Annotated in this window: 19 protein-coding genes; 13 read left to right on the plus strand and 6 right to left on the minus strand. The window is 70.4% G+C overall.

Annotated elements, in window-relative coordinates:
• Positions 1 to 46: 46 nt before the first annotated feature.
• On the minus strand, positions 47 to 1,906 hold the full coding sequence (locus tag ABZW60_RS37985; protein ID WP_355485360.1) for an acyl-CoA dehydrogenase: 1,860 nt from the start codon (positions 1,904 to 1,906) through the stop codon (positions 47 to 49).
• An 86-nt stretch (positions 1,907 to 1,992) separates the two neighbouring features.
• Between ABZW60_RS37985 and ABZW60_RS37990 the strand changes: the two genes are divergently transcribed.
• Entirely contained in the window at positions 1,993 to 2,508 is a 516-nt protein-coding gene (locus ABZW60_RS37990) for a histidine phosphatase family protein (protein WP_355485362.1), read from the plus strand.
• Between the two features lie 49 nt (positions 2,509 to 2,557).
• Positions 2,558 to 2,788: a hypothetical protein gene (locus ABZW60_RS37995; protein ID WP_355485364.1), complete on the plus strand. Its 231-nt coding sequence runs from the start codon at positions 2,558 to 2,560 to the stop codon at positions 2,786 to 2,788.
• Positions 2,789 to 2,834: 46 nt separating this feature from the next.
• Here the strand turns inward: ABZW60_RS37995 and ABZW60_RS38000 are convergent, their stop codons facing one another.
• Positions 2,835 to 3,743: an endo-beta-N-acetylglucosaminidase H gene (locus ABZW60_RS38000; RefSeq protein ID WP_355485366.1), complete on the minus strand. Its 909-nt coding sequence runs from the start codon at positions 3,741 to 3,743 to the stop codon at positions 2,835 to 2,837.
• A 189-nt stretch (positions 3,744 to 3,932) separates the two neighbouring features.
• Between ABZW60_RS38000 and ABZW60_RS38005 the strand changes: the two genes are divergently transcribed.
• Genes ABZW60_RS38005 through ABZW60_RS38025 form a run of 5 tightly spaced genes read left to right on the plus strand, consistent with a single transcriptional unit; the run spans position 3,933 to position 9,117 of the window.
• Positions 3,933 to 5,210: an MFS transporter gene (locus ABZW60_RS38005; protein ID WP_355485368.1), complete on the plus strand. Its 1,278-nt coding sequence runs from the start codon at positions 3,933 to 3,935 to the stop codon at positions 5,208 to 5,210.
• 1 nt (position 5,211) lies between these two features.
• Positions 5,212 to 6,363, plus strand: a complete 1,152-nt coding sequence (locus ABZW60_RS38010) for an anhydro-N-acetylmuramic acid kinase (RefSeq protein ID WP_355485369.1) — start codon at positions 5,212 to 5,214, stop codon at positions 6,361 to 6,363.
• Positions 6,364 to 6,378: 15 nt separating this feature from the next.
• On the plus strand, positions 6,379 to 6,897 hold the full coding sequence (locus ABZW60_RS38015) for an AAA family ATPase (RefSeq protein ID WP_355485370.1): 519 nt from the start codon (positions 6,379 to 6,381) through the stop codon (positions 6,895 to 6,897).
• 34 nt (positions 6,898 to 6,931) lie between these two features.
• The gene (locus ABZW60_RS38020) at positions 6,932 to 7,945 is read left to right on the plus strand and encodes a MerR family transcriptional regulator (RefSeq protein WP_355485372.1); all 1,014 of its coding nucleotides are present in this window, start codon (positions 6,932 to 6,934) and stop codon (positions 7,943 to 7,945) included.
• The gene (locus ABZW60_RS38025; protein ID WP_355485373.1) at positions 7,942 to 9,117 is read left to right on the plus strand and encodes an MFS transporter; all 1,176 of its coding nucleotides are present in this window, start codon (positions 7,942 to 7,944) and stop codon (positions 9,115 to 9,117) included. The genes ABZW60_RS38020 and ABZW60_RS38025 overlap by 4 nt, the downstream gene beginning before the upstream one ends.
• Here the strand turns inward: ABZW60_RS38025 and ABZW60_RS38030 are convergent.
• A complete protein-coding gene (locus ABZW60_RS38030; RefSeq protein ID WP_355485375.1) occupies positions 9,084 to 9,524 on the minus strand; it encodes a GNAT family N-acetyltransferase in 441 nt (146 codons plus the stop codon). The two genes, ABZW60_RS38025 and ABZW60_RS38030, sit on opposite strands and share 34 nt — an antisense overlap.
• Positions 9,525 to 9,602: 78 nt before the next feature.
• On the opposite strand from ABZW60_RS38030, the gene ABZW60_RS38035 reads away from it, so the two are divergent.
• Both ABZW60_RS38035 and ABZW60_RS38040 read left to right on the plus strand, forming a co-directional pair.
• Positions 9,603 to 10,202, plus strand: coding sequence for a DJ-1/PfpI family protein (locus tag ABZW60_RS38035; protein WP_355485377.1), 600 nt, complete (start codon positions 9,603 to 9,605; stop codon positions 10,200 to 10,202).
• The gene (locus tag ABZW60_RS38040) at positions 10,199 to 10,723 is read left to right on the plus strand and encodes a helix-turn-helix domain-containing protein (protein WP_355485379.1); all 525 of its coding nucleotides are present in this window, start codon (positions 10,199 to 10,201) and stop codon (positions 10,721 to 10,723) included. The genes ABZW60_RS38035 and ABZW60_RS38040 overlap by 4 nt, the downstream gene beginning before the upstream one ends.
• Here ABZW60_RS38040 and ABZW60_RS38045 read toward each other — a convergent pair.
• A complete protein-coding gene (locus ABZW60_RS38045) occupies positions 10,701 to 13,205 on the minus strand; it encodes a polysaccharide lyase family 8 super-sandwich domain-containing protein (protein WP_355485381.1) in 2,505 nt (834 codons plus the stop codon). The two genes, ABZW60_RS38040 and ABZW60_RS38045, sit on opposite strands and share 23 nt — an antisense overlap.
• Positions 13,206 to 13,336: 131 nt before the next feature.
• Entirely contained in the window at positions 13,337 to 15,466 is a 2,130-nt protein-coding gene (locus tag ABZW60_RS38050) for a hypothetical protein (RefSeq protein ID WP_355485383.1), read from the minus strand.
• 171 nt (positions 15,467 to 15,637) lie between these two features.
• Here ABZW60_RS38050 and ABZW60_RS38055 point away from each other — a divergent pair, with 171 nt between their 5' ends.
• Positions 15,638 to 16,348: a helix-turn-helix domain-containing protein gene (locus ABZW60_RS38055; RefSeq protein ID WP_355485385.1), complete on the plus strand. Its 711-nt coding sequence runs from the start codon at positions 15,638 to 15,640 to the stop codon at positions 16,346 to 16,348.
• Positions 16,254 to 17,018: a type II CAAX endopeptidase family protein gene (locus ABZW60_RS38060; RefSeq protein WP_355485387.1), complete on the plus strand. Its 765-nt coding sequence runs from the start codon at positions 16,254 to 16,256 to the stop codon at positions 17,016 to 17,018. The genes ABZW60_RS38055 and ABZW60_RS38060 overlap by 95 nt, the downstream gene beginning before the upstream one ends.
• Here the strand turns inward: ABZW60_RS38060 and ABZW60_RS38065 are convergent.
• Positions 16,953 to 17,747, minus strand: a complete 795-nt coding sequence (locus ABZW60_RS38065; RefSeq protein WP_355485389.1) for an SDR family oxidoreductase — start codon at positions 17,745 to 17,747, stop codon at positions 16,953 to 16,955. The genes ABZW60_RS38060 and ABZW60_RS38065 overlap by 66 nt on opposite strands.
• Before the next feature lie 100 nt (positions 17,748 to 17,847).
• On the opposite strand from ABZW60_RS38065, the gene ABZW60_RS38070 reads away from it, so the two are divergent.
• Positions 17,848 to 18,621 (plus strand): hypothetical protein, encoded by a 774-nt coding sequence (locus tag ABZW60_RS38070; RefSeq protein ID WP_355485391.1) that lies wholly within the window; start codon positions 17,848 to 17,850, stop codon positions 18,619 to 18,621.
• Complete coding sequence (locus ABZW60_RS38075; RefSeq protein ID WP_355485393.1) at positions 18,618 to 19,454, plus strand: DUF4097 family beta strand repeat-containing protein; 837 nt, start codon at positions 18,618 to 18,620, stop codon at positions 19,452 to 19,454. The genes ABZW60_RS38070 and ABZW60_RS38075 overlap by 4 nt, the downstream gene beginning before the upstream one ends.
• The last annotated feature ends 42 nt before the right edge of the window (positions 19,455 to 19,496 follow it).

Below are 19,496 nucleotides of genomic sequence, written 5' to 3' on the forward strand. Positions count from 1 at the left end.
ACCTCCGGCTCGACCCGCGCAAGTGGCCGAGCCGGAGGAGTACGGGTCAGAACGCGGACTCGGGAAGGTCCATCACGTCGAGGTCGGTGAGCTCGGCCTTGACCCGCTCGGCGCGCACCGACGGCATCGTCGTGCGGACGAACCACTGGGCCGCGGCGAGCTTGCCGGCGTAGAAGTCCTGGTCGGCCGCGGACAGCTCGCCGCCCAGCTTCTCCAGCGCGACCTCGGCCTGGCGGAGCATCAGCCACGAGCAGACCACGTCGCCGAGGACGAACAGCAGCCGGGAGGTGTTCAGCCCGACCTTGTAGACGTTCCGCGGGTCGCCGTTCTCGGCCTGGGGGTTGGCGGCCATCAGGGCCTGCCCCATGATGCCCAGGATCTTCTGGGTGTCATCGAGGCCCTGCGCGAGCAGTCCGCGCTCCTCCTTCAGCCGGCCGTTGCCGGCCTCGGAGGCGACGAACCCCTGCACCTGCTCGGCGAGGTGGCCGAGCGCCTTGCCCTGGTCCTTGATGATCTTGCGGAAGAACAGGTCCTGGCCCTGGATCGCGGTCGTGCCCTCGTAGAGCGTATCGATCTTCGCGTCCCGCACGTACTGCTCGATCGGGTAGTCCTGCAGGAAGCCGGACCCGCCGAACGTCTGCAGCGACTCGGTGCCGAGCAGCGTCCAGGACTTCTCCGAGCCGTAGCCCTTGACCAGCGGCAGCAGCAGGTCGTTGACCCGCTCGGCCAGGTCGTCGTGCTCGCCGGCGTACCGCGCCTGCTCGGCCCGGTCCTGGTACGTCGCGGTGAACAGCACGAGCGCCCGCAGCGCCTCGGCGTACGCCTTCTGCGTGATCAGCGAGCGGCGGACGTCGGGGTGGTGGGTGATCGTGACCCGCGGCGCGTCCTTGGCCGGCTGCGTCAGGTCGGCGCCCTGCACCCGCTCCTTCGCGTACTCCAGCGCGTTCAGGTAGCCGGTGGACAGCGTCGCGATCGCCTTGGTGCCGACCATCATCCGCGCGTACTCGATCACCTGGAACATCTGCGCGATGCCGTCGTGCACCTCGCCCAGCAGCCAGCCCTTGGCGGGCACGCCGTCGCCGAAGGTGACCTCGCAGGTCGTGGACACCTTGATGCCCATCTTCTTCTCGACGTTCGTGACGAAGGCGCCGTTGCGCTCGCCGGTCAGCTCACCGGTCTCGAGGTCGAAGTGGTGCTTCGGGACCACGAACAGGCTGAGGCCCTTCGTGCCCGGACCGCCGACGCCCTCGACGCCCTGCGGACGGGCCAGGACCAGGTGGATGATGTTCTCGGTCATGTCCTGCTCGCCCGAGGTGATGAAGCGCTTCACGCCCTCGATGTGCCAGGAGCCGTCGTCCTGCAGGGTGGCCTTGGTCCGCCCGGCGCCGACGTCGGAGCCCGCGTCCGGCTCGGTCAGCACCATGGTGGCGCCCCAGCCGCGCTCGATGATGTGGTGCGCGATCTTCTGGTCGCGCTCGGTGCCGTTGCGCCAGAGCACGTGCGCGAAGTTCGGCCCGGCGGCGTACATGTGCACCGGCGGGTTGGCGCCCAGCACCAGCTCGGCGGCGGCCCAGCGCAGCGACGGCGGGGTCGGCTGGCCGCCCAGCTCGGCCGGCAGCTCCAGCTTGAACCACTCGGCGTCCATGTAGGCGCGGTAGCTCTTCTTGAAGGCTTCCGGCATCCGGACCTCGTGGGCCTCGGGGTCGAAGACCGGCGGATTCCGGTCGGCCTCCGCGAAGGACTCGGCCAGCTCGTGCTTGGCCAGCCGGTCCACCTCCGCGAGCACCTCGCGGGCGGTGTCGACGTCCATCTCGGCGTACGGGCCCTGACCGAGCACGTCGCCCCGGCCCAGGACCTCGAGCAGGTTGAACTCGATGTCCCGCAGATTCGACTTGTAGTGGCTCACGGAGTCTCTCCAATGCGACTTTACTCGTCAGTAACTTAAGTATATACCCGTCGGTAACGAGCTCCAAGAGAGATTGACTGTGAGGTATGAAGCTGATTTACGAGACGCACGCGACCACGGTCGACAACGAGAACGAGATCGCGACCGGCTGGCTGCCGGGCGAACTGTCAGCGGCAGGACGGCAGCAGGCGCGGGAGCTCGGGGAGCGGCGCCGGGACGTCGACGTGGTGTTCAGCTCGGATCTACGGCGGGCCGTCCAAACGGTGGAACTGGCCGGACTCGGCGTGCGTCACTTCCTGGACTGGCGGTTGCGGGAGTGCAACTACGGCGCACTGAACGGCGCGCCGCGGGAAGCGCTCGAGCCGAGGGTCGGGCGCGTCGCCACACCGTTTCCGGACGGTCAGTCGTACGGCGACGTGCTCGAGCTGACACGGTCGTTCGTTGCCGACCTCAAACGGTGGTACGACGACCGGGTGGTGCTCGTCGTCGCGCACTCGGCGAACCGTTGGTCCCTCGAGCACCTGTTCGGCAGTCGGGCGCCGTTGGAGCAGTTGGTTGCCGACGGCGTCAATTGGCGGCCGGGCTGGGTCTACGAGGTGTAGACCCTTCGAAAATCTACGATGTTGCGAACGCGAACATTAGGAGGCTGGCATGGTCAAGTTGCCTTGGGGGAACAACAGCGCGAGGGACGACCTCGCCGGTGACGTTGCGGAGACGAAGCAGCGGCAGTGGGGCAAGGTCGTCGACCGGCTCGAAACCAACGGTCAGACGAAGGCCGCGGACAACGTCCGGAAGGGTGGCGGGCGGGGCGACTCGCCCGAGGAACTGCAGCGGCGTGTCGACTCGGCCGCCAAGGACCGCAAGGGCCGCGGCCGCGACTGACTGAACGGGATGGCCGGCCTGGTGGTCGGCCATCCCGTTGCTGCTTCTACGGCGTGTAGACCGTCGCGCTGCCGTAGAGCTTCTGGGTGAAGGCGGTCATGTAGGACGCGGTGTTCGACTCCGTGAGGTTGTACGTGAGGAAGACGCCGTACCCCTCGCTGACGGTGCGCTGGGCCAGCGTTGCCGCCGTGCTCGAGCTGGTCGCCGTGTAGGAGACCGCCGCGGGGGAGAGCCGCGCCTTGTCGGTCGGGCCGCTCGGCACCGACCAGGTCCCGTAGTACGGGTTCCAGGCGTAGTCGAAGGTGTTCGCGATGCTCTGGCCGTTGTAGGTCAGGCGGTCGGCCGCCGGGCCGATGTCGTAGAGCGTGATGAGCTTGTTCGGAAGCTTCGCGCGCAGCGCCTGGACCAGGTAGACGAACGAGAAGTCGTTCGGCTGGCCGGTGCCGTTGTTGCCGTACTCGGCGTACTCGTCGTCGAAGTCGATGCCGTCCAGGCCGTACTGGTTGACGGCGTCGGCGAGCTGCTGCGCGAACGCGTCGGCGGAGGCCTGGTCGGGGAAGTTCGCGAAGCCGGCGCCCTGGTGGTTGCCGAGGACCGAGAGCAGGACCTTGATGCCCTTCTGCTGCAGCGGGCGGACCTGGGTGGCGACGTTGTTCAGGACGTTCGTCACCTGGTCGTTGAAGTGCAGGTATGCGCTGGTCCCGTCGTAGTTGATGTTCGCGGCGAAGATCACCGCGACGTCGATCACCTGCGCGCCGCCGTTGGCCAGCGTGTACTTGCCGGCGTTCAGCATGCTGTGGTCGTTGACCTCGATGTACGCGACGGTGACCGGCCCGGTCTTGGCCCGGGGGCGGCGCTTCGCGGCGGCCGCCGTGGCCTCCGTGGGCAGTGCGGCTCCGGTGGCGGCCGCGGCGGTCCCGGCGGCCAGGGCTGACAACAGGGTCCTTCGCTTCATGAGCTGATCGACTCCTCGTCACACAGATGGGCGGGCTGAACCGGGCGAGATAAACCGGTTTAGCGGATGCCAAATCATCGATCCCGTGCGGACGTTGTGTCAAGGGTCTGTTACCCGGGGTCGCGCGTTGGTCAGTGATAGACGAAGATGTTGGTGGCGGGCGGGAGAAAGTTACGAAAGAGGAGTCCGATGAGTGTCGCTGCCGAGGTCCGGACCCGGCGGTCGCTGGTGGCCGGGACGGTCGGGAACTTCGTCGAGTGGTACGAGTTCGGCGCGTACGGCTTCTTCGCCACCGTGATCGCCGCGAACTTCTTCAGCGCTACGGCGACCAGCGACGCGGAGAGCCTGATCAAGACGTACGCGTCGTTCGCGCTGGCGTTCTTCTTCCGGCCGATCGGGGCCGCCGTGTTCGGCCGGGTCGGCGACCGGATCGGCCGGCGACCGACGCTGATCGTCGTACTGCTGCTGATGACACTGTCGACCACGTTGATCGGCCTGCTGCCCACGTACGCGACGGTCGGCGCGGCCGCACCGTGGCTGCTGACGCTCGTGCGGGCGTTGCAGGGCCTGTCGGCGGGCGGTGAGTTCGGCGGTGCGGTGTCGATCATGACCGAGTTCGCGCCCCGGACGAAGCGCGGCCTGTACGGCGCCTGGCAGTCGTTCACGGTCGCGCTCGGCCTGCTCGCGGGCGCCGGGCTCGCGGCGATTCTCGCGACCACGCTGAGCAAGGAGGCGCTGTCGGACTGGGGCTGGCGGGTGCCGTTCCTGGTGGCGCTGCCGCTCGGTCTGGTGGCGCTGTGGCTGCGGCTCAAACTCGACGAGACGCCGAGCTTCGCGCGCGTCCAGGAGCAGCCGCGGCCGGCGTCGTCCGGTGAGGTGGCGAAGGCGATCGCGCTCGGCATCGGCCGGCTGATGGGCTGGTCCGCGGCCGGCTACACGTTCCTCGTGGTGATGCCGTCGTACCTGCAGGCGACGCTGAACGCGACCTTCCAGCAGGCGCTCGTCGCGACGGTGCTCGCGAACACCGGGTTCGCGGTCTCGATCCTCCCGGCCGGGTGGCTGAGCGACCGGATCGGGCGGCGGCCGGTGATGGTCACCGGGGCTGCCCTGGTCGTCGTGCTGGCCTTCCCGTTGATGAATCTGCTGCAGGACAAGGAGTCCGGCAACGCCGCGAAGGGCATCGCGGTGTTCGTGGCGGGCCTCGTCGTCGGTCTGATGGCGGGGCCGGGGCCGGCGATGCTGGCGGAGATGTTCCCGACCCGGGCGCGTTACACCGGGCTCGGGCTGGCGTACTCGTTGTCGAACGCGGTCTTCTCGGGCTCGGCCGGCCTGATCATCACCGAGTTGATCAAGCGGACCAAGAACGTCGACATCCCGGCGTGGTACGTGGTGGTCACCTGCGCGGTGAGTGTGATCGCATTGCTCACGTTGCGCGGGGACGACCATCGACGGGAGTTGCGGGACTGACATGCGAGTGATCGGGCTGATGTCGGGGACGTCGTACGACGCGATCGACGCCGCTGCCGCGGACCTGCGGCTGGACGGGGACCAACTGGTCCTGACACCGCTGGGGATGCTCAGCCAGCCGTACCCGGACGAGCTCCGGGCGGCGGTCGCGGCCGCGCTGCCGCCGGCGTCGACCTCGATGGAGCAGGTGTGCCGGCTGGATACCGGGATCGGGCAGGCGTTCGCGGCGGTCGCGCGGCAGGCGGTCGAGCAGCTGTGCGGCGGATCCGCGGACCTGGTCGTCTCGCACGGGCAGACGATGTTCCACTGGGTCGACAGCGGGGCGGTGCACGGGACGCTGCAGCTCGGGCAGCCGGCGTGGATCGCGGAGACGACCGGCGTACCCGTGGTGTCGGACCTCCGCTCGCGGGACGTCGCCGCGGGCGGACAGGGCGCGCCACTGGTCAGCATCATCGACGTGCTGTGGCTGCGCGGGCGTCCCGGCGTACCGGTGGCGCTGAACCTCGGCGGGATCGCGAACATCACCGTCGTGCACGGTGAACCGGTTGCCTTCGACACCGGCCCGGCGAACGCGCTGATCGACGCGGTCGTGACCGAGCTGACCGGTCGGCCGTTCGACGCGGACGGGGTGATGGCGGCGCGCGGGCAGGTCCGCGAGGAGCTGCTAGCGCGGCTGCGTTCCGATCCGTACTACGAGCGGCCGGCGCCGAAGTCGACGGGCAAGGAGCTGTTCAACCTCGCGTACGTGGCGCGGGCGATGGAGGGGCTGCCGGTGATCCCGGCCGAGGACCTCGTCGCGACCGTGACCACGCTGACCGCGCGGACGGTGGCCGACGCGGTCCGGCGGTACGGCGGGACCGAGGTGGTCGCGTCGGGCGGCGGGATCCGGAACCCGGTGCTGATGCACCTGCTCGCCGACGAGCTGGACATTCCGGTCCGGACCACCGACGAGCTCGGCCTGCCGTCGGCGGCGAAGGAGGCGTACGCGTTCGCCGTCCTGGGGTTCCTGACCGTGCACGGCCTCGGCGGAACGGTCCCGAGCTGCACCGGCGCCCGGCACTCGAGCGTCCTCGGCTCGGTCACCCCGGGGCCGGGCGGACTGCCGCTGATTTCGGCCGCGGCACGACCTCCTGTGCGCCTGCTGGTCGAATGACCGCACACTAGGTCTGTGACGAGGTTGTTCGTGGTGACCGGGGCGCCCGGGTCAGGGAAGTCCACGGTCGTGCCGGAGCTGGTCCGGCTGAGTCCGGGGAACCTGGTCGTGATGGACATGGACGAGCTGCTGGACGACAACGGCCGGCTGCTCGGGATCGACATCGCGAGCCCGACCGCGGCGCCGATCTGGCCTGCCTACAACGGGCTGTGGCTGCGGATCACCGAGCTGATCCGGCGCTCCGGGATCCCGGTGCTGCTGCTGACGCCGGCGCTGCCGACGGAGCTGCCCGAGGGGCGCTGGCTGCACCTCGACTGTCCGGACGCCATCCGCCGCAAACGCCTCGCGCTCCGGGGCTGGGCCGAGGACCAGATCGCCGATGCCCTGGCCGACGCCGCCGAGCTCCGCATCCGGGTGCCGCGCTCGGTCCGCGGCGACATCTCGCCCGAGCGGGTGGCGCGCGGCATCTACGACTGGATCCGCGGCGAACGCTTCGGCAAGACCCTCAGCCTCTGGGGCCGGTTCCGCGGTTGACCTTCGAGTTGGTGCAAGGGTGAGGGTCGGGCCCATGAGGCTGACGATCAGTGAGTTCGCGCGGCTCGTAGGACTGGCGCCGAGTGCGCTGCGGTTCTACGACGACTGCGGTCTGCTCCCACCCGCCGAGGTCGACGCGACGAACGGCTACCGGTACTACGACAGGTCGCAGGCCGAACGCGCCCGCCTGCTCCGGGACCTCCGCGAGATCGACCTGCCGCTCCCCGACGTCCGCCTCGCCCTGGACGCGGCGCCGGCGGAAGTCGCCGAGCTGGTCCGCGCCCACCTCCGCACTCTGGAGGCCAGGTCCACCGCAACCCGCGAGGCCGCCGGCCGCCTGCTGACCCAGCTCCTGGCCGAGAAGACCACGGCGGCCCTGGGCGGCCCCGAGCTGGCAAGCGCCATCCGCCAGGTGACCTCCGCTGCGGCCACCACGGACGAGTACGCCGGGCTGGACTGTGTGCAGCTTCAGTTGGCGCCCGAGGAAGTCACGTTCGTGGCGACCGACAGGTACCGGCTGGCGGTGCGGACCGTGCGGCCTCTGGAGTTCGGCGGGTCGCAGGCTCGGGTCCTGGTGCGCGCGGACGACTTGGCCGCGGCGAGCCGGTGGGCCGCGGCGGGGGACGTGGTGCGGGTGGAGGTCAACGGCGGGCTGGTGCTCGTGCGGGGTGACGAGTCGCGGTCGTTGGCGGTGGTGGAGGCGGAGTATCCGGCGTACGAGCAGATCCTCGACGGGCTGACGCCGCCGGTCTGCCGCGTGGTGGTGGATCGGGCCGCGCTGCTGGCCGCGCTCGCCGGGCGGGATGTCGTTGCCTTCGACATCGATCAGGAGAGTGTGCGGATCGGCGACGAGGTGAAGCTCGAGGCGATCGGGTCCGGGGCGGTGCGGATCGGGTTCACCGCGAGCCTGCTGGCGGCCGCGCTCGAGGCGAGTGTCGGGCCGGACGTCCTGCTCGAGATCTGCGAACCGGCCCGACCGGTCGTCGTCCGGTCGGCCGACCAGGGCACGTTCACCACTCTCGTCATGCCTGTCCGGCTGGACGGGTGAACCGGTCGTACTACGGCTGGCTGGCAGGTTCCACACTCTCGGTTCTCGGCGACACCGCGCTGTTCTTCGCGCTCGGGTGGGCCGCGACGGGGATCGGCGCGCACGTCGCCGCGCTGGTGCTGACCGGGTTCACCCTGCCGCGCGCCGTTCTGCTGCTGCTCGGCGGTGTCCTCGGCGACCGGATCGGTCCGCGCCGGCTGCTGCTCGCCTGCACCGCGATCGTCGGCACGTGCTGCTTGGTGCTGGCCGTCGCCGTCGGGTTGCGTGGGGTGTCGGCCGGGCTCCTGCTAGCAACCTCGGTCGTGGTCGGTACCGTCGACGCGTTCGCGCTGCCGGCCGCCGGCGTACTCCCACGGCTGTTCGTCTCCGACGAGCAGTTGCCTAGGGCAATGGCTTTGCGGACATCGGCGACGCAGCTCATCACGCTCGCCGGTGGACCGCTCAGCGGCCTGCTCGTCGCGACGGTCGGGCTGGTCGGGGCGCTGATGCTCGACGGGCTGACCTTCGCCGTCCAGTTCGTCGTCCTGCTGGCGCTCAGACCGCCGTACGACGTGACGCCGCCGCGCGACCGCCCGTCGGTGATCCGGGACGCCGTCGACGGGCTTCGGGTGGCAGTCGGCGACCCCGTACTGCGGACGATCCTCGCGGTGGTGGCTCTGGTCGCGGCCTTCGTCCTGCCGGTCACGTCCCTGTGTGTCCCGCTGCTCGCCCGTTCGCACGGATGGGCGGTCGGCCAGGCGGGTCTCGTGGTGGCGGCGAACGTGGCGGGTGGATTGCTCGTGACGATCCTCGTCGGACGCTTCGGGACCTTCGATCGCGCCGAGCTGACCGGCGGCTTCGGCTGCCTGCTCGCCGCCCTCGGGATCGCCGGTCTCGCCCTCGCGCCGTCCGTCCCGGCCGCGGTCGGCGCTGCCCTCATCCAGGGCGTCGGCATCGGCCTCTTCACCTCACATCTCGCGCCGCTGTTCGTCCGCAGTACGCCGAGATCGCACCTGACCCGGCTGCAGTCGCTCCTCTCGCTGGCCCAGACCGTGCCGCTGATCGGCTCCACCAACCTCCTCGCGACGCTCCCGGTCCGTCACGCGCTGGCCCTGGCCGCCGGCGCAACGACTCTGGCTGGCCTGGGCCTCCTGCGCGGCTACCGGGTGAACTCGATCGCGAAGGTCGGGTAGTCCGGCTGCGGACACGGCTGCCCGAGGTGCCCGAGCTGCTCGTAGAACGGCGCCGACCGCTCGTGATGCGCCTGCCACACCAGATGCCGCACCCGGGTCGACGCCCACTGCGCGACGGCGTCCATCAAGGCCCGCCCGACTCCGGCACGCCGCCGCTCGGGCAGCACGTACAAGTCGTGCAATCGCCCAACGTGCCGGCGCCCGGCCCGCAGGTGCGTGCCGTAGTCCTGCACGACCGCGTACCCGACGAGCCCGCCGTCGTCGTACCCCAACGCCACCCAGCGCGGATCGCCCACCAGTTCCGCGAAGAATCCCCGGCTCGTGTCCTCGTCGAACTCCGTCCCGAAGCCCTGCATCAACGGCCACAACTCGGCCCAGTCGTCCGGCACCAGCTCTCGTACGCTCATCCGTTCACCTTCTCAGCGGCGTGCGTCATCGGCATTCGAGTTATTGACAACATGTTGTCGTGATGACAAGTGTTGTCCATGAAGACAGCGTATGTAGCGGTGTACGACACGTTGGCGGACTGGGAGATCGGGCACCTGGTCGTGGAACTGCGGACCGGGCGGTTCACCGGGGTGCCCTGGACGGTCGTGACGGTGGGCGAGTCGCTGGAGCCGGTCGTGACGATGGGTGGGATGCGGGTCGTGCCGGACGTGACGATCGCGGACGTTGTCCCGGACGGGGGCGATCTGCTGGTGCTCGCGGGCTCGGGGCAGTGGGATGTCGGTGGTGGCGAGGCATTCACGAAGCTCGCGGGGCAGTTCCTCGACGCCGGTGCGCCGGTCGCGGCGATCTGCGGCGCGACGTCCGGGCTGGCCCGGGCGGGGCTGCTCGACGAGCGCAAGCACACGAGCGCGGCGAAGGAGTACTTGCAGGCGACCGGCTACCAGGGCGCGGACCGGTACGTCGATGCGCGGGCCGTCGTCGACGGCAACGTGATCACGGCGGGGCCGGACTCGCCGGTGCAGTTCGCGCGGGCCGTGATGGAGCGGCTCGGGCTCGCGGACGAGCGGAAGCGGGAGGCGTACGAGGGTGTGTTCCACCGCGCCGACCCGGCCGCGTACGCGACGCTGGTCGGATGACCGAGGACAAGCGATCGACCGCGCCGGCCGGGGAGCCGGATACGGCCGGCGTCCCGCCTCGGGCCGACTGGCCCGAGGTCGGGAAGCGGTCGGAGGGTGGGGTGGTGCTGACGGATGTCGTGCTCGCCACCTTCCGGCTGAACGCGCGGCTGATGGAGGCCGCGCAGGGCCTGGCCGCGAACGGCGGGATCACCGCGGCCTGGTGGCAGGTGCTCGGCGGCGTTCTCGACCAGCCGCGGTCGGTCGCCGACGCCGGCCGGCTGATGGGTGTCAGCAGGCAGGGCGTGCAGCGGATCGCGGACCTGCTGGTCGAACGCGGCCTCGCCGAGTACCGTCCGAACCCCGCGCATCGCCGCGCGAAGCTGCTCGCCTGTACCGAGGCCGGCTACTGGGCGATCCGGCAGATCTCGGTCGCCCAGGGCCCCTGGACCTCCGAGATCGCCGAAGCGGTCGATCTCGGCGACCTCCGGACGACGCTCGCGACGATGGAGGCGTTGATCACCAGGCTGGAACAAGCCTGATCGCGAGACTCCGCCCGAACAGGTGCCGGGTGGTGAAGGTCAGCCTGGTCCCGGTGACCGTGCGCGCCACCTGAACTCCCGCGACCGGCGCGGCGGGCTTCAGATACTGCCCCGGCAGCTTGATCGTGATCGTGTCGCGCTGCGTCGTCGGATCGGCGACCGCGACCTGCACGCTCGACGACTGCCGGCGAACGAGCAGCGAAGCCGGACCGTCGACGCTGAGCCCGGGAAGGTTGTGGGTGCCGGGTCCGAAGGCGTTGGCGGCGGTGAGGCGCAGGCCCAGATGGTGGACCGCCTGGAGTCTGGGGGTGTTGGCCAGCAGCGTCAAGCGACCGTGCTGGTAGGACTTCATCGCGGATTCTGTTGCGTTGGGCACCAATGCATAGGCGAGCGCACGCTTCGAGTCCGCCGGCTGGGTGGCGGTGAGGGCGAAGACCTGCTTCGTCACTGCGGTGTCCGGGTTGGACGTGCGCACTACCCGGCGGCTTCGCGTGACTGGCTGCAGGTCGACCGACAGAGCGGCCGGCTGGAGGAAGTAGTAGCCCACCGAGGCTGTGCCGTTCGAGTAGCGCAGCCAGCGCGGGTCCGCTGCCCCGGTGCCTGTCCAGGGGGTGCCGTCGCGCCGTGCGCCGGTGATCGTCACGGGAGCGGTGGGGGCGGCGATGCGGGTGTCGAGGGTCGTGGTGACCGCGCGGGTCGCGTCGCCGACGTCGGCCGCGAGAACGACGATCTCGTCGTCCAGCAGGAACCACGACTTGGTCGCCGACGCGTTCCGGTACGTCACGAAGTCGTCGGGAAGGGACTCGCGGGACGCGTAGGCGAAGTCGTCGGACTGCACCCACCCGGCGGCGCCGTACGCGTCGAGCGTCGCGCCGCCGGAGTACGCGTTCGTCCCGACCGGGAAGTAGACGTAGGTGTTCTGCGACTCCGACGAGGCCGTGAAGCCCAGCGCGGGATTGTCGTAGTACGCCGTCCCGTACAACTCCGGGATCGACTTGCGCGTCTCGACCGGCGCCGTCACGCCGCCCAGCGCGTACGGCGACACCGTGGTGAAGTAGTCGATGCCGAACGACTGTGTCTGGTCCTCACCGGCGAGATACAGGTAGTGCGCGCCGTCGCCCTGGAACCAGGGCATCAGGTTCTCGCCGCTCATGTACTCGTACTTGCTGATCCGCGACGAGTTCCGCGCCAGCGCGAACGCGTACCCGGGCCGCCGGTGCACGGTCCGGTCCATCGCGTTGAACGCCGTCGTGCTCGCGGCCGGGTTGAGGTCGGCCGGCACGATCGACGGATCGGACGTGAGGTCCGCGAACCGGGCGATGCTGACCGGCGACGCGAAGCTGCTCGGGTTGATGGTCGGCTGCGCGGTGAACTTCGCGTACGCCTTCAGCCGGGTCGCGTCGTCGCCGGTCGCGTAGTCGGCGAGGTCGACGATCGCCTCGACGATCACCGCGACGTCGGCGTACCCGGTAGTGGTCCGGGAGACCGCGCGGCCCTTGACGATCTCCATCATCCAGCCCTCGAAGATCAGCGGCGCGAACCCGTGCTCGACCCAGCCCTGCACCACGCCGACCAGGTCGTCGCTCTGCGCGTACTCCGTGCCGGCGAGCACCTTGATGGTCTGCACGACCCTGCTGAGCAGGCCCTTCCCGTACGAGCCGGTGTAGGCGACCGAGGCGTGCTGGATGAACGAGCCGTCGGCGTAGTACCCGTCCGTGACGCCGTGCTGCAGGTTGTACGGATCGACGGTCGCGAACACGGTGAACTGGTCCTGTAGCGCCTTCCGGATCCGCGCGTCGTTGTTCAGCAGGGCGCCCTGGAGGACGCGGTTCGCGGTGATGTCGACGAGGTTCGCGCCGGTGTGGAAGCGCGAGTCGAGGTCGACGTCGCCGTCCTTGCCGTTGCGCAGGTACGCGTCCATCGAGGCGACGTACCGCGTGACCAGGTCGGCCGGTGCGTCGATCAGCGCGAGCGTCTTCGACACGAAGGTCGAGATGCCGATCTCCCAGGTGAACCAGTTGCCGTAGTACCCCTTCGACTGGTCGCCGTAGTAGTTGTCGTGCAGCCAGACCAGCTTCTCGGCGATCCGCGCGCGGACCTGCTCGTTGCCCTGCAGGTCCGAGGCGGGGCCCGGGCGCCGGTACGCGAGAGCGATCTCGTACAGGTGCTGGTACGACGAGCTCAGGTTCGGGTCGCTGGTGCCGAGGGGGAGCCCGGCGAACAGCTCGCCGGCACCGGCACGGTCGAGCGCCGACAGCCAGGTGCGGGCGGTGCTGTCCATCGAGGTCAGCTTCGCGGCGACCTCGGGACGCGCGTTCGACGCGGACGTCCCGGCGTAGATCGCGATCGCGTTGGTCAGCAGTTGGCCGGGGTCGGCGGTCATCGCAGCCCCGGTGGCGTGGGCGGCCGGAGCCGGGTTGACCGCGGTCAGCAGGGCGGTCGCGGGGACGAAGGACAGCAGGCGGCGGCGGGTGAGGTCCACTGGTACTCCCGGGCGGATGGGAAAACCTAACCACCGAAGTCAACCAGCCGGAACTATCCTTCAGCAACCGCTTACCGCTGAGATGGCAGGAACTCGACCGCCCGGTCGGCGGCCGAGTTCACCTGGGAGGGTCAGGCGCCGCCGGCGCCGACCAGTTGAGGGTCGATCGACAGGACCCGGACGGCGTCGCCGCTTGCCTTGGCCGGGATGACGAGCGCGACCTGGTGCAGGTAGTCCTGGTGGATGGTCTGCGTGTACTTGACCATGCTGCTGAACGCGGTGGCCTCGCCGCTGGTCCAGTACGCGTTCGAGCCCGGCTCGACGCGCTGCAGGTACTGCTCGGTCAGCGACAGGAACACCAGCGCGTCGCCCTCCGCCGTGATGAAGGTCAGCGGCTTGCTCGCGGCGGCGAACGTGTCGGTGACGCTCGCGATGTACGGCTCGGCGGTGTCGGCGGCCTTCGACTTCGCGCGCAGGTCGAGCAGCTGAGTCAGGGCAGGCGACGGCGTGAACAGCTTCGACTGCGGCGCGTTCTTGCCGCCGCTGAGGTACGCCGCAAGGTCCTTCGCGACCGTCTCGGGCTGGCCCTGCAGCTTCTCGAGGTCAGCGGCTCCCGGGGTGCGCATGCCGTCGACGGACGGCAGGTCGACAGCCTTCGGCGGGTAGACCGAGTGCGTCAGCAGCCACGGGCTGCCGGCGCTCTCGCGCTGCCAGACGCCGAGCTGACGGTTGCCGGGCGCGTCCGAGACGCCGGAGCTGACCACGAACCGCATCGGGTACGACGTGAACTGTGGCGCGCCGATCTCCGGGTCGGTGTAGCTGAACGGCTTCGACACATCCTTGCCCGCGGCGTCGAGCTTCCGGCCGATCAGGAAACCGGCCTGGGTCTGCGCGAGCGTCGGGTTGCCCTCGATCGTCGCCGACAGCTTGGCGTCGCGGGTCCGGTTCGCCTGGTTGTTGAGCTGGTTGTACCGCTGGACCACGGCCTGCGCGTCGGCGAGCGTGACGGCCGGGCGGGAGTCCGCCGCGGTCAGCGTGTTCTTCGGCGGGACCAGACCGCAGCTCGTAGCCGTGAGCAACAGCGCCCCGCTCGCGAGCAACGCCGCCGTCCGCCGGACCGCCTCGTCACTCTTCTCGAACTCGGGCGAAACCTCCAGCGGGACAGTCTCAGGCGCGACGTCAGCCCGCGCCTCATCAGCCGGCCGGGCAGCGTCGTCGTACGCCGGCTGTGCGGGCTCGTCGTACCGTTGTGCGGCACCGGCCCCGATCAACACCGGCGCCTTCGCCCGCGCCACCGCCGCCGCCGACATAAACACCGGCGCCACCGGCACAGCCGGCCGAACCTCCGGACCCCGAACGGGTCGTGCGGCCGCGGGTCGGACCGGCTCCTGGGTCGGTCGTAGCTCGGCCGGTGCCGCGACAGCCGGTCGCGCCTCGGGTGCTGCTGTCTCCGGCGTCGCTTCTGCTGCAGTCTCGATGGCTGCCTTGACTGCTGCGGGCTCGGCTGGGGTTGTGGGTGCGAAAGGGCTCACCCGGTCGGGGGCGAAGGGGGAGACGCGGTAGGCGGGTGCGGTCTCCCGCGCGACGGGGGCTGTTGCCGCCAGCGCCGGGATCTGGGCGTTCTTGATGACCGGGATCTCGGTCGTGTCGGCGATGTCCGCCCGGCGGCGGCGCAGCATCAGTGTCAGGCCGAGCGCGAGCACCAGCACGCCCGCGCCGAGCATCAGCAGGCAGATCCCGAACAGCCGGTGGACCTCGATCCCGAACGTGACCTGCCCGCCGACCGCCGGCGTACCGTCCGCGTTCATCACGACGACGTCGTACAGCCCGTCCTGGATCGGCCAGCTGACCGACTGCGACCCGGCCGCGGACTGCGCGACCCACCAGTCGAGCTCGCCGGGCGGCGTCAGCTTCCCGGACGCACCGCGCACCTCCTCCGCACCGAACGTGCCCGGCGGGTCGAAGCGCACCAGTTGCGTGTGCGCGGCCCCGGAGAGGTAGTCGCGGACGTCCAGATCCCGCCCGACACCGACGAACAGCGGCTTGTCGCCCGACGCGCTCACGTGCAGCGTCGGACCGTGCCGGTCGAGGAGCGCCGGGGCGGTGACGACCGCGAGACCCCGGCTGGCGAGTGCACGGCCGGGTGTCGAGATCGTGTTGTCCGGGCCGACCAGCCAGAACGCCGCGAATGCTCCGGCGACGGCGGCCACCAGGCCTGACAGTGACAGCAGTAGACCCAGGGTGATGCGGGCGATGCGCATGAATGAGGCTCCCGTTGGTACGACGAGCCCGGCCACGGACGGATGGGCCGGACGGCGGGATCGCGGGTCCGGACCCCTCGTCCTGCGCCGAAAAGCGGTATCCGGAAGCTCACCCGTTGTCACTGACTAACTGATCCAACAAGGATCTGTTACGATCTCGTGTATTAGTGAATGACGGTTCACAAACTCGGAGGCGGTGACATGGCCCGGCCGCGGCTGGTGAGTGACGACGCGATCCTGGACGCCACCCGCCAGGTCCTGGCCGAGCTCGGGCCGGTGAAACTGACCCTCGCGGCCGTCGGCGCGCGCGTCGGTCTGGCGCCGCCGACGCTGATGCAGCGGTTCGGCTCCAAACGCGGCCTGCTGCTCGCATCCGCCGCCCGGTCCCCGCTGATGGTGAAGCTCGCGGCAGATGAGGCCGCCGCCCGGAACGCGTCACCACTCGCGACACTGCGGGACTTCGCGCTCTCCGCGGTCGCGCACATCAAGCACCGCGAAGAGCTCGGCAACGGTCTCGGCTTCGTCCAGCTCGACGTCGCGGACCCGGAGTTCCGGCAGCACGCGCTGGCGCACTCCGCCGCGATCGTCGACAGCTGCGACACGTTCTACCGGGCCGCGGTGGAGGCCGGTGAGCTCCGCGCCGACACCGACGTACCCGCACTGGCTCGACACACGCTGGTCTGTTTCAACGGCGCGCTCCAGGTCTGGGCGGTGAACGGCTGGGGCTCGCTGACCGAGTTCCTGACCGAGCAGCTCGACCTGATGATCGGCCCCTATCTCAGGAGTGATGGTGTTTCTGCGCGTTCTGGTCTTCTACCTGGTCACGATGGTCTTCAGCGGAATCCTGAACGCGCTGCAGACGGCGGCCGGGCCGAGTCCTGAGCTGATCCAGCTGGTCCAGTTCGCGCCGGCGCTCGGCGTCGGCGTGATGTTCCTGCTGTTCCGCCGTACCACCCGGGTCGCCGCGCGATTCACGCCGGCGCCCGTCGCGGCCGGGCGGAGCGCGCTCGTGGTCGGCATCGTGATCGCGGCGATGCTTGTGTCCGTCCTGGTGCACGTGGTCGCGGGGCGGGCGTGGCGGGCGGACAGCCTGCCGTTCCCGTTCTGGGTGCTGGTGCTCACGATGATCGTCGGCGCGGCCGGTGAGGAGCTGGGGTGGCGGGCGTACCTGCAGCCCTACCTGCAGACCCGGTTCTCGGTCCTGCGTTCCTCGCTCGTCGTCGGCGTGCTGTGGGGCTTCTGGCACATCGGCGGGTTCGCGCACGGCCTCGTGTACATGGGCCTGTTCGTCGTGATGGCGACCGCGCTGTCGGTGGTGATCGGTGCGGTACTGCGGGATGCGCGCCGTACCAATCTCGTCGTCGCCACCGCGGCCCACGCCGCCGTCAACCTGTCGCTGATCCTGTTGTTCAGCGAGGAGGACGGCGACGTGTTCCCGATGGCGGTGCTGGCCGCGGTGTGGACGGTCGCCGCGGTGGTCGTCAGCTCAGTGCAGGTACGACGCGCCGTTGAAGTCGAGGACCGCGCCGCTCGCCCAGTTCGCGTCGGCTGAGGCGAGCCAGTAGATCGCGTTCCCGACCTCGTCGGCGGTCGCGACCCGGTTGAACGGGCTCTGCGCTCGGATCGCGTCCCCGCCGGGACCCGCGAGAAACGTCTCGGTCATGTCGGTCGCGATGAACCCGGGCGCGAGTGACGTCACGATGATGTCGTACGGCGCCAGCGATGCCGCCAACGACTGCCCGAGTGAGTGCAGCCCGGCCTTCGAGGCGCCGTACGCCGGGACGTCGGGCTCGCCGCGGTACGCACCCCGGGAGCCGACGTTGACGATCGCGCCCCGCCGTACGCCGTCGGCGGGGTCTTTGTCGAGCATCTGCCGCGCCACGCACCAGGTCACATGCGCGGCGCCCTCGAGGTTGACGGCGAGGGTCCGCCGCCACGTCGCCACCCACTCGTCGTACGACGTCTCGGCCAGCGGGTGACCGACCCGCCGGGAGCCCGCGACCGGCTCGTCGACGAACATCGCGGCGTTGTTCACCAGGACGTCGACGCGACCGAGCGCGGCGGCCGATTCCGCTACCAGGGCAGGGATCGCGGCCGCGTCGCCGAGGTCCGCGGCGATCACCGTGTGACCCTCGCCGGGCAGCCCGGCGCGAAGCTCCTCGGCGCGGTCGACCGCGCCCCGGCAGTGCAGCACGACCCGGTCGCCGGCCGCCGCGAACGCCCGCGCGGCGGCCGCGCCGACACCCCTGGACGCACCGGTGATCAGTACTCCTCTGGACACGTTTCCTCCTGTCGGTGACTGCACCACATTCTGCCCTTGCCGCCACGGTGACATCAGCAGGGGTTGACAGTGACGTCACCATGACGTCATGCTTGCTGTCATGGAACTTGACCACTACCTCGAGTCGGTCCGGCGGAGCGTCGAGAACGCCACCGCCCTGGCCGACGAGCAAACCCGCTCCGTGGCCCAACGCCTCGGGGCCACGCTGGATGACGCGGGCCGCCTGGCCCTCATCTCAGCCCTGTCCGACGCCGCCGGGGAGATCAGCCGTGAGCTGTCCCCGGGCTCGGTCGAGCTCCGGATGGCCGGCGGCCGCCCGGAGTTCGTGGTCACGCCGGCGCCCAGCCAGCTGACCGGTCCGGACGAGACCGACGAAGACATCGACGACGAGGCGGACGTCGCGGACGGCGAGCAGTTCGTCCTCGACGCCGACGAGCCGACCGCGCGGATCACGCTGCGGCTGCCGATGTCGATCAAGAACAAGGTGGACGAGGCCGCGGCGGCCGAGGGGATCTCCTCGAACGCGTGGCTGATGCGCACCGTGATGACCGAGCTGCACGAGCGTCGTCGCGGCCCGCGCCCGCCGCGGCCGCCGCGCCCGCCGCGTGGACCGGTGTTCGGCCCGGAGGGCCCGCTGGGTCCGAACGGACCGCTCGGCCCCGACGGCGTCTTCGGCCCGAACGGTGTCTTCGGTCCGAACGGCCCGTTCGGCGAGGAAGGCGTCTTCGGCCCGGACCGCGGCCGTTGGGAGCGCGACCGGCGCCGTGACGACCGGGACCGCCGCCGGGAGGACAAGGACCGGCGACGCGAGGACAAGGAACGCCGCCGTGGCGGACACGGGCCGGGCCAGCGACTGACGGGATGGGCGGAATGAACGGCTTCAGCCAGCAACTCACCGACGACGAGAACGACCGGATCGAGCGGATCCGGATCGAGATCGGCTCCGGCCTGGTGGAGATCTCCGGCAACGCCGACACCAAGGGCACCGCGGTGACGGTGGATGTCGACAGCGGGCCGGAGGAGGACGTGACGGTCGAGGTCGTCGACGGCGAGCTGATCGTCGAAGGCCCGCGCAACGTCCGGCGCGGTCCCGAGATCCAGGTCCGGATCGTCACCTCGGCGGTGCTGGACGCCCGGGTCAAGACCGGCTCCGGCGACATCACCGCGGACGCGCCGCTCGGCTCGGCGCGGCTCGCGACCGGCTCCGGCGACGTCCGGATCACCCGGGTCGAGAAGGAGCTCGGCGTCAACACCGGCAGCGGTGACGTCAAGATCGGGACCGCCGTCGGCGCCGTCCGCGCCGGCACCGGCTCCGGCTCGATCGACATCGAGGAGGCCGGCGACGCGCTCGGCCTGAGCACCGGCTCGGGTGACGTCACGATCGGCGACGCCGCCGGTCCCACCTCCGTCAAGGTCGGCTCGGGGGACATCACCATCGAGCGGATCCGCGACCACTCGGTCGCCACCTCCGGTTCCGGCGACGTCAAGGTCGAGATCGCCGACGGACCGAGCGTCCAGGCCGAGACGGCCCGCGGCGACGTCCAGATCGGCGTCCCGGACGGCCTGCCGACGTACCTGGACCTGAAGACCGTCACCGGGCGGATCCGGTGCGACCTCGAGCCCGGCCAGAAGCCGGCCGAGGGGGAGCGCGCCCTGATGCTGCGCGCCCGCACGGTCTCCGGCGACATCACCGTCGTCAAGGTCTGACCCACCACCACACCGCACGAGGTCCCGCCACTGGGGGCGGGA

Origin of the sequence: Kribbella sp. NPDC003557 (genome assembly GCF_040610805.1) — a bacterium.
Lineage (GTDB): Bacteria > Actinomycetota > Actinomycetes > Propionibacteriales > Kribbellaceae > Kribbella.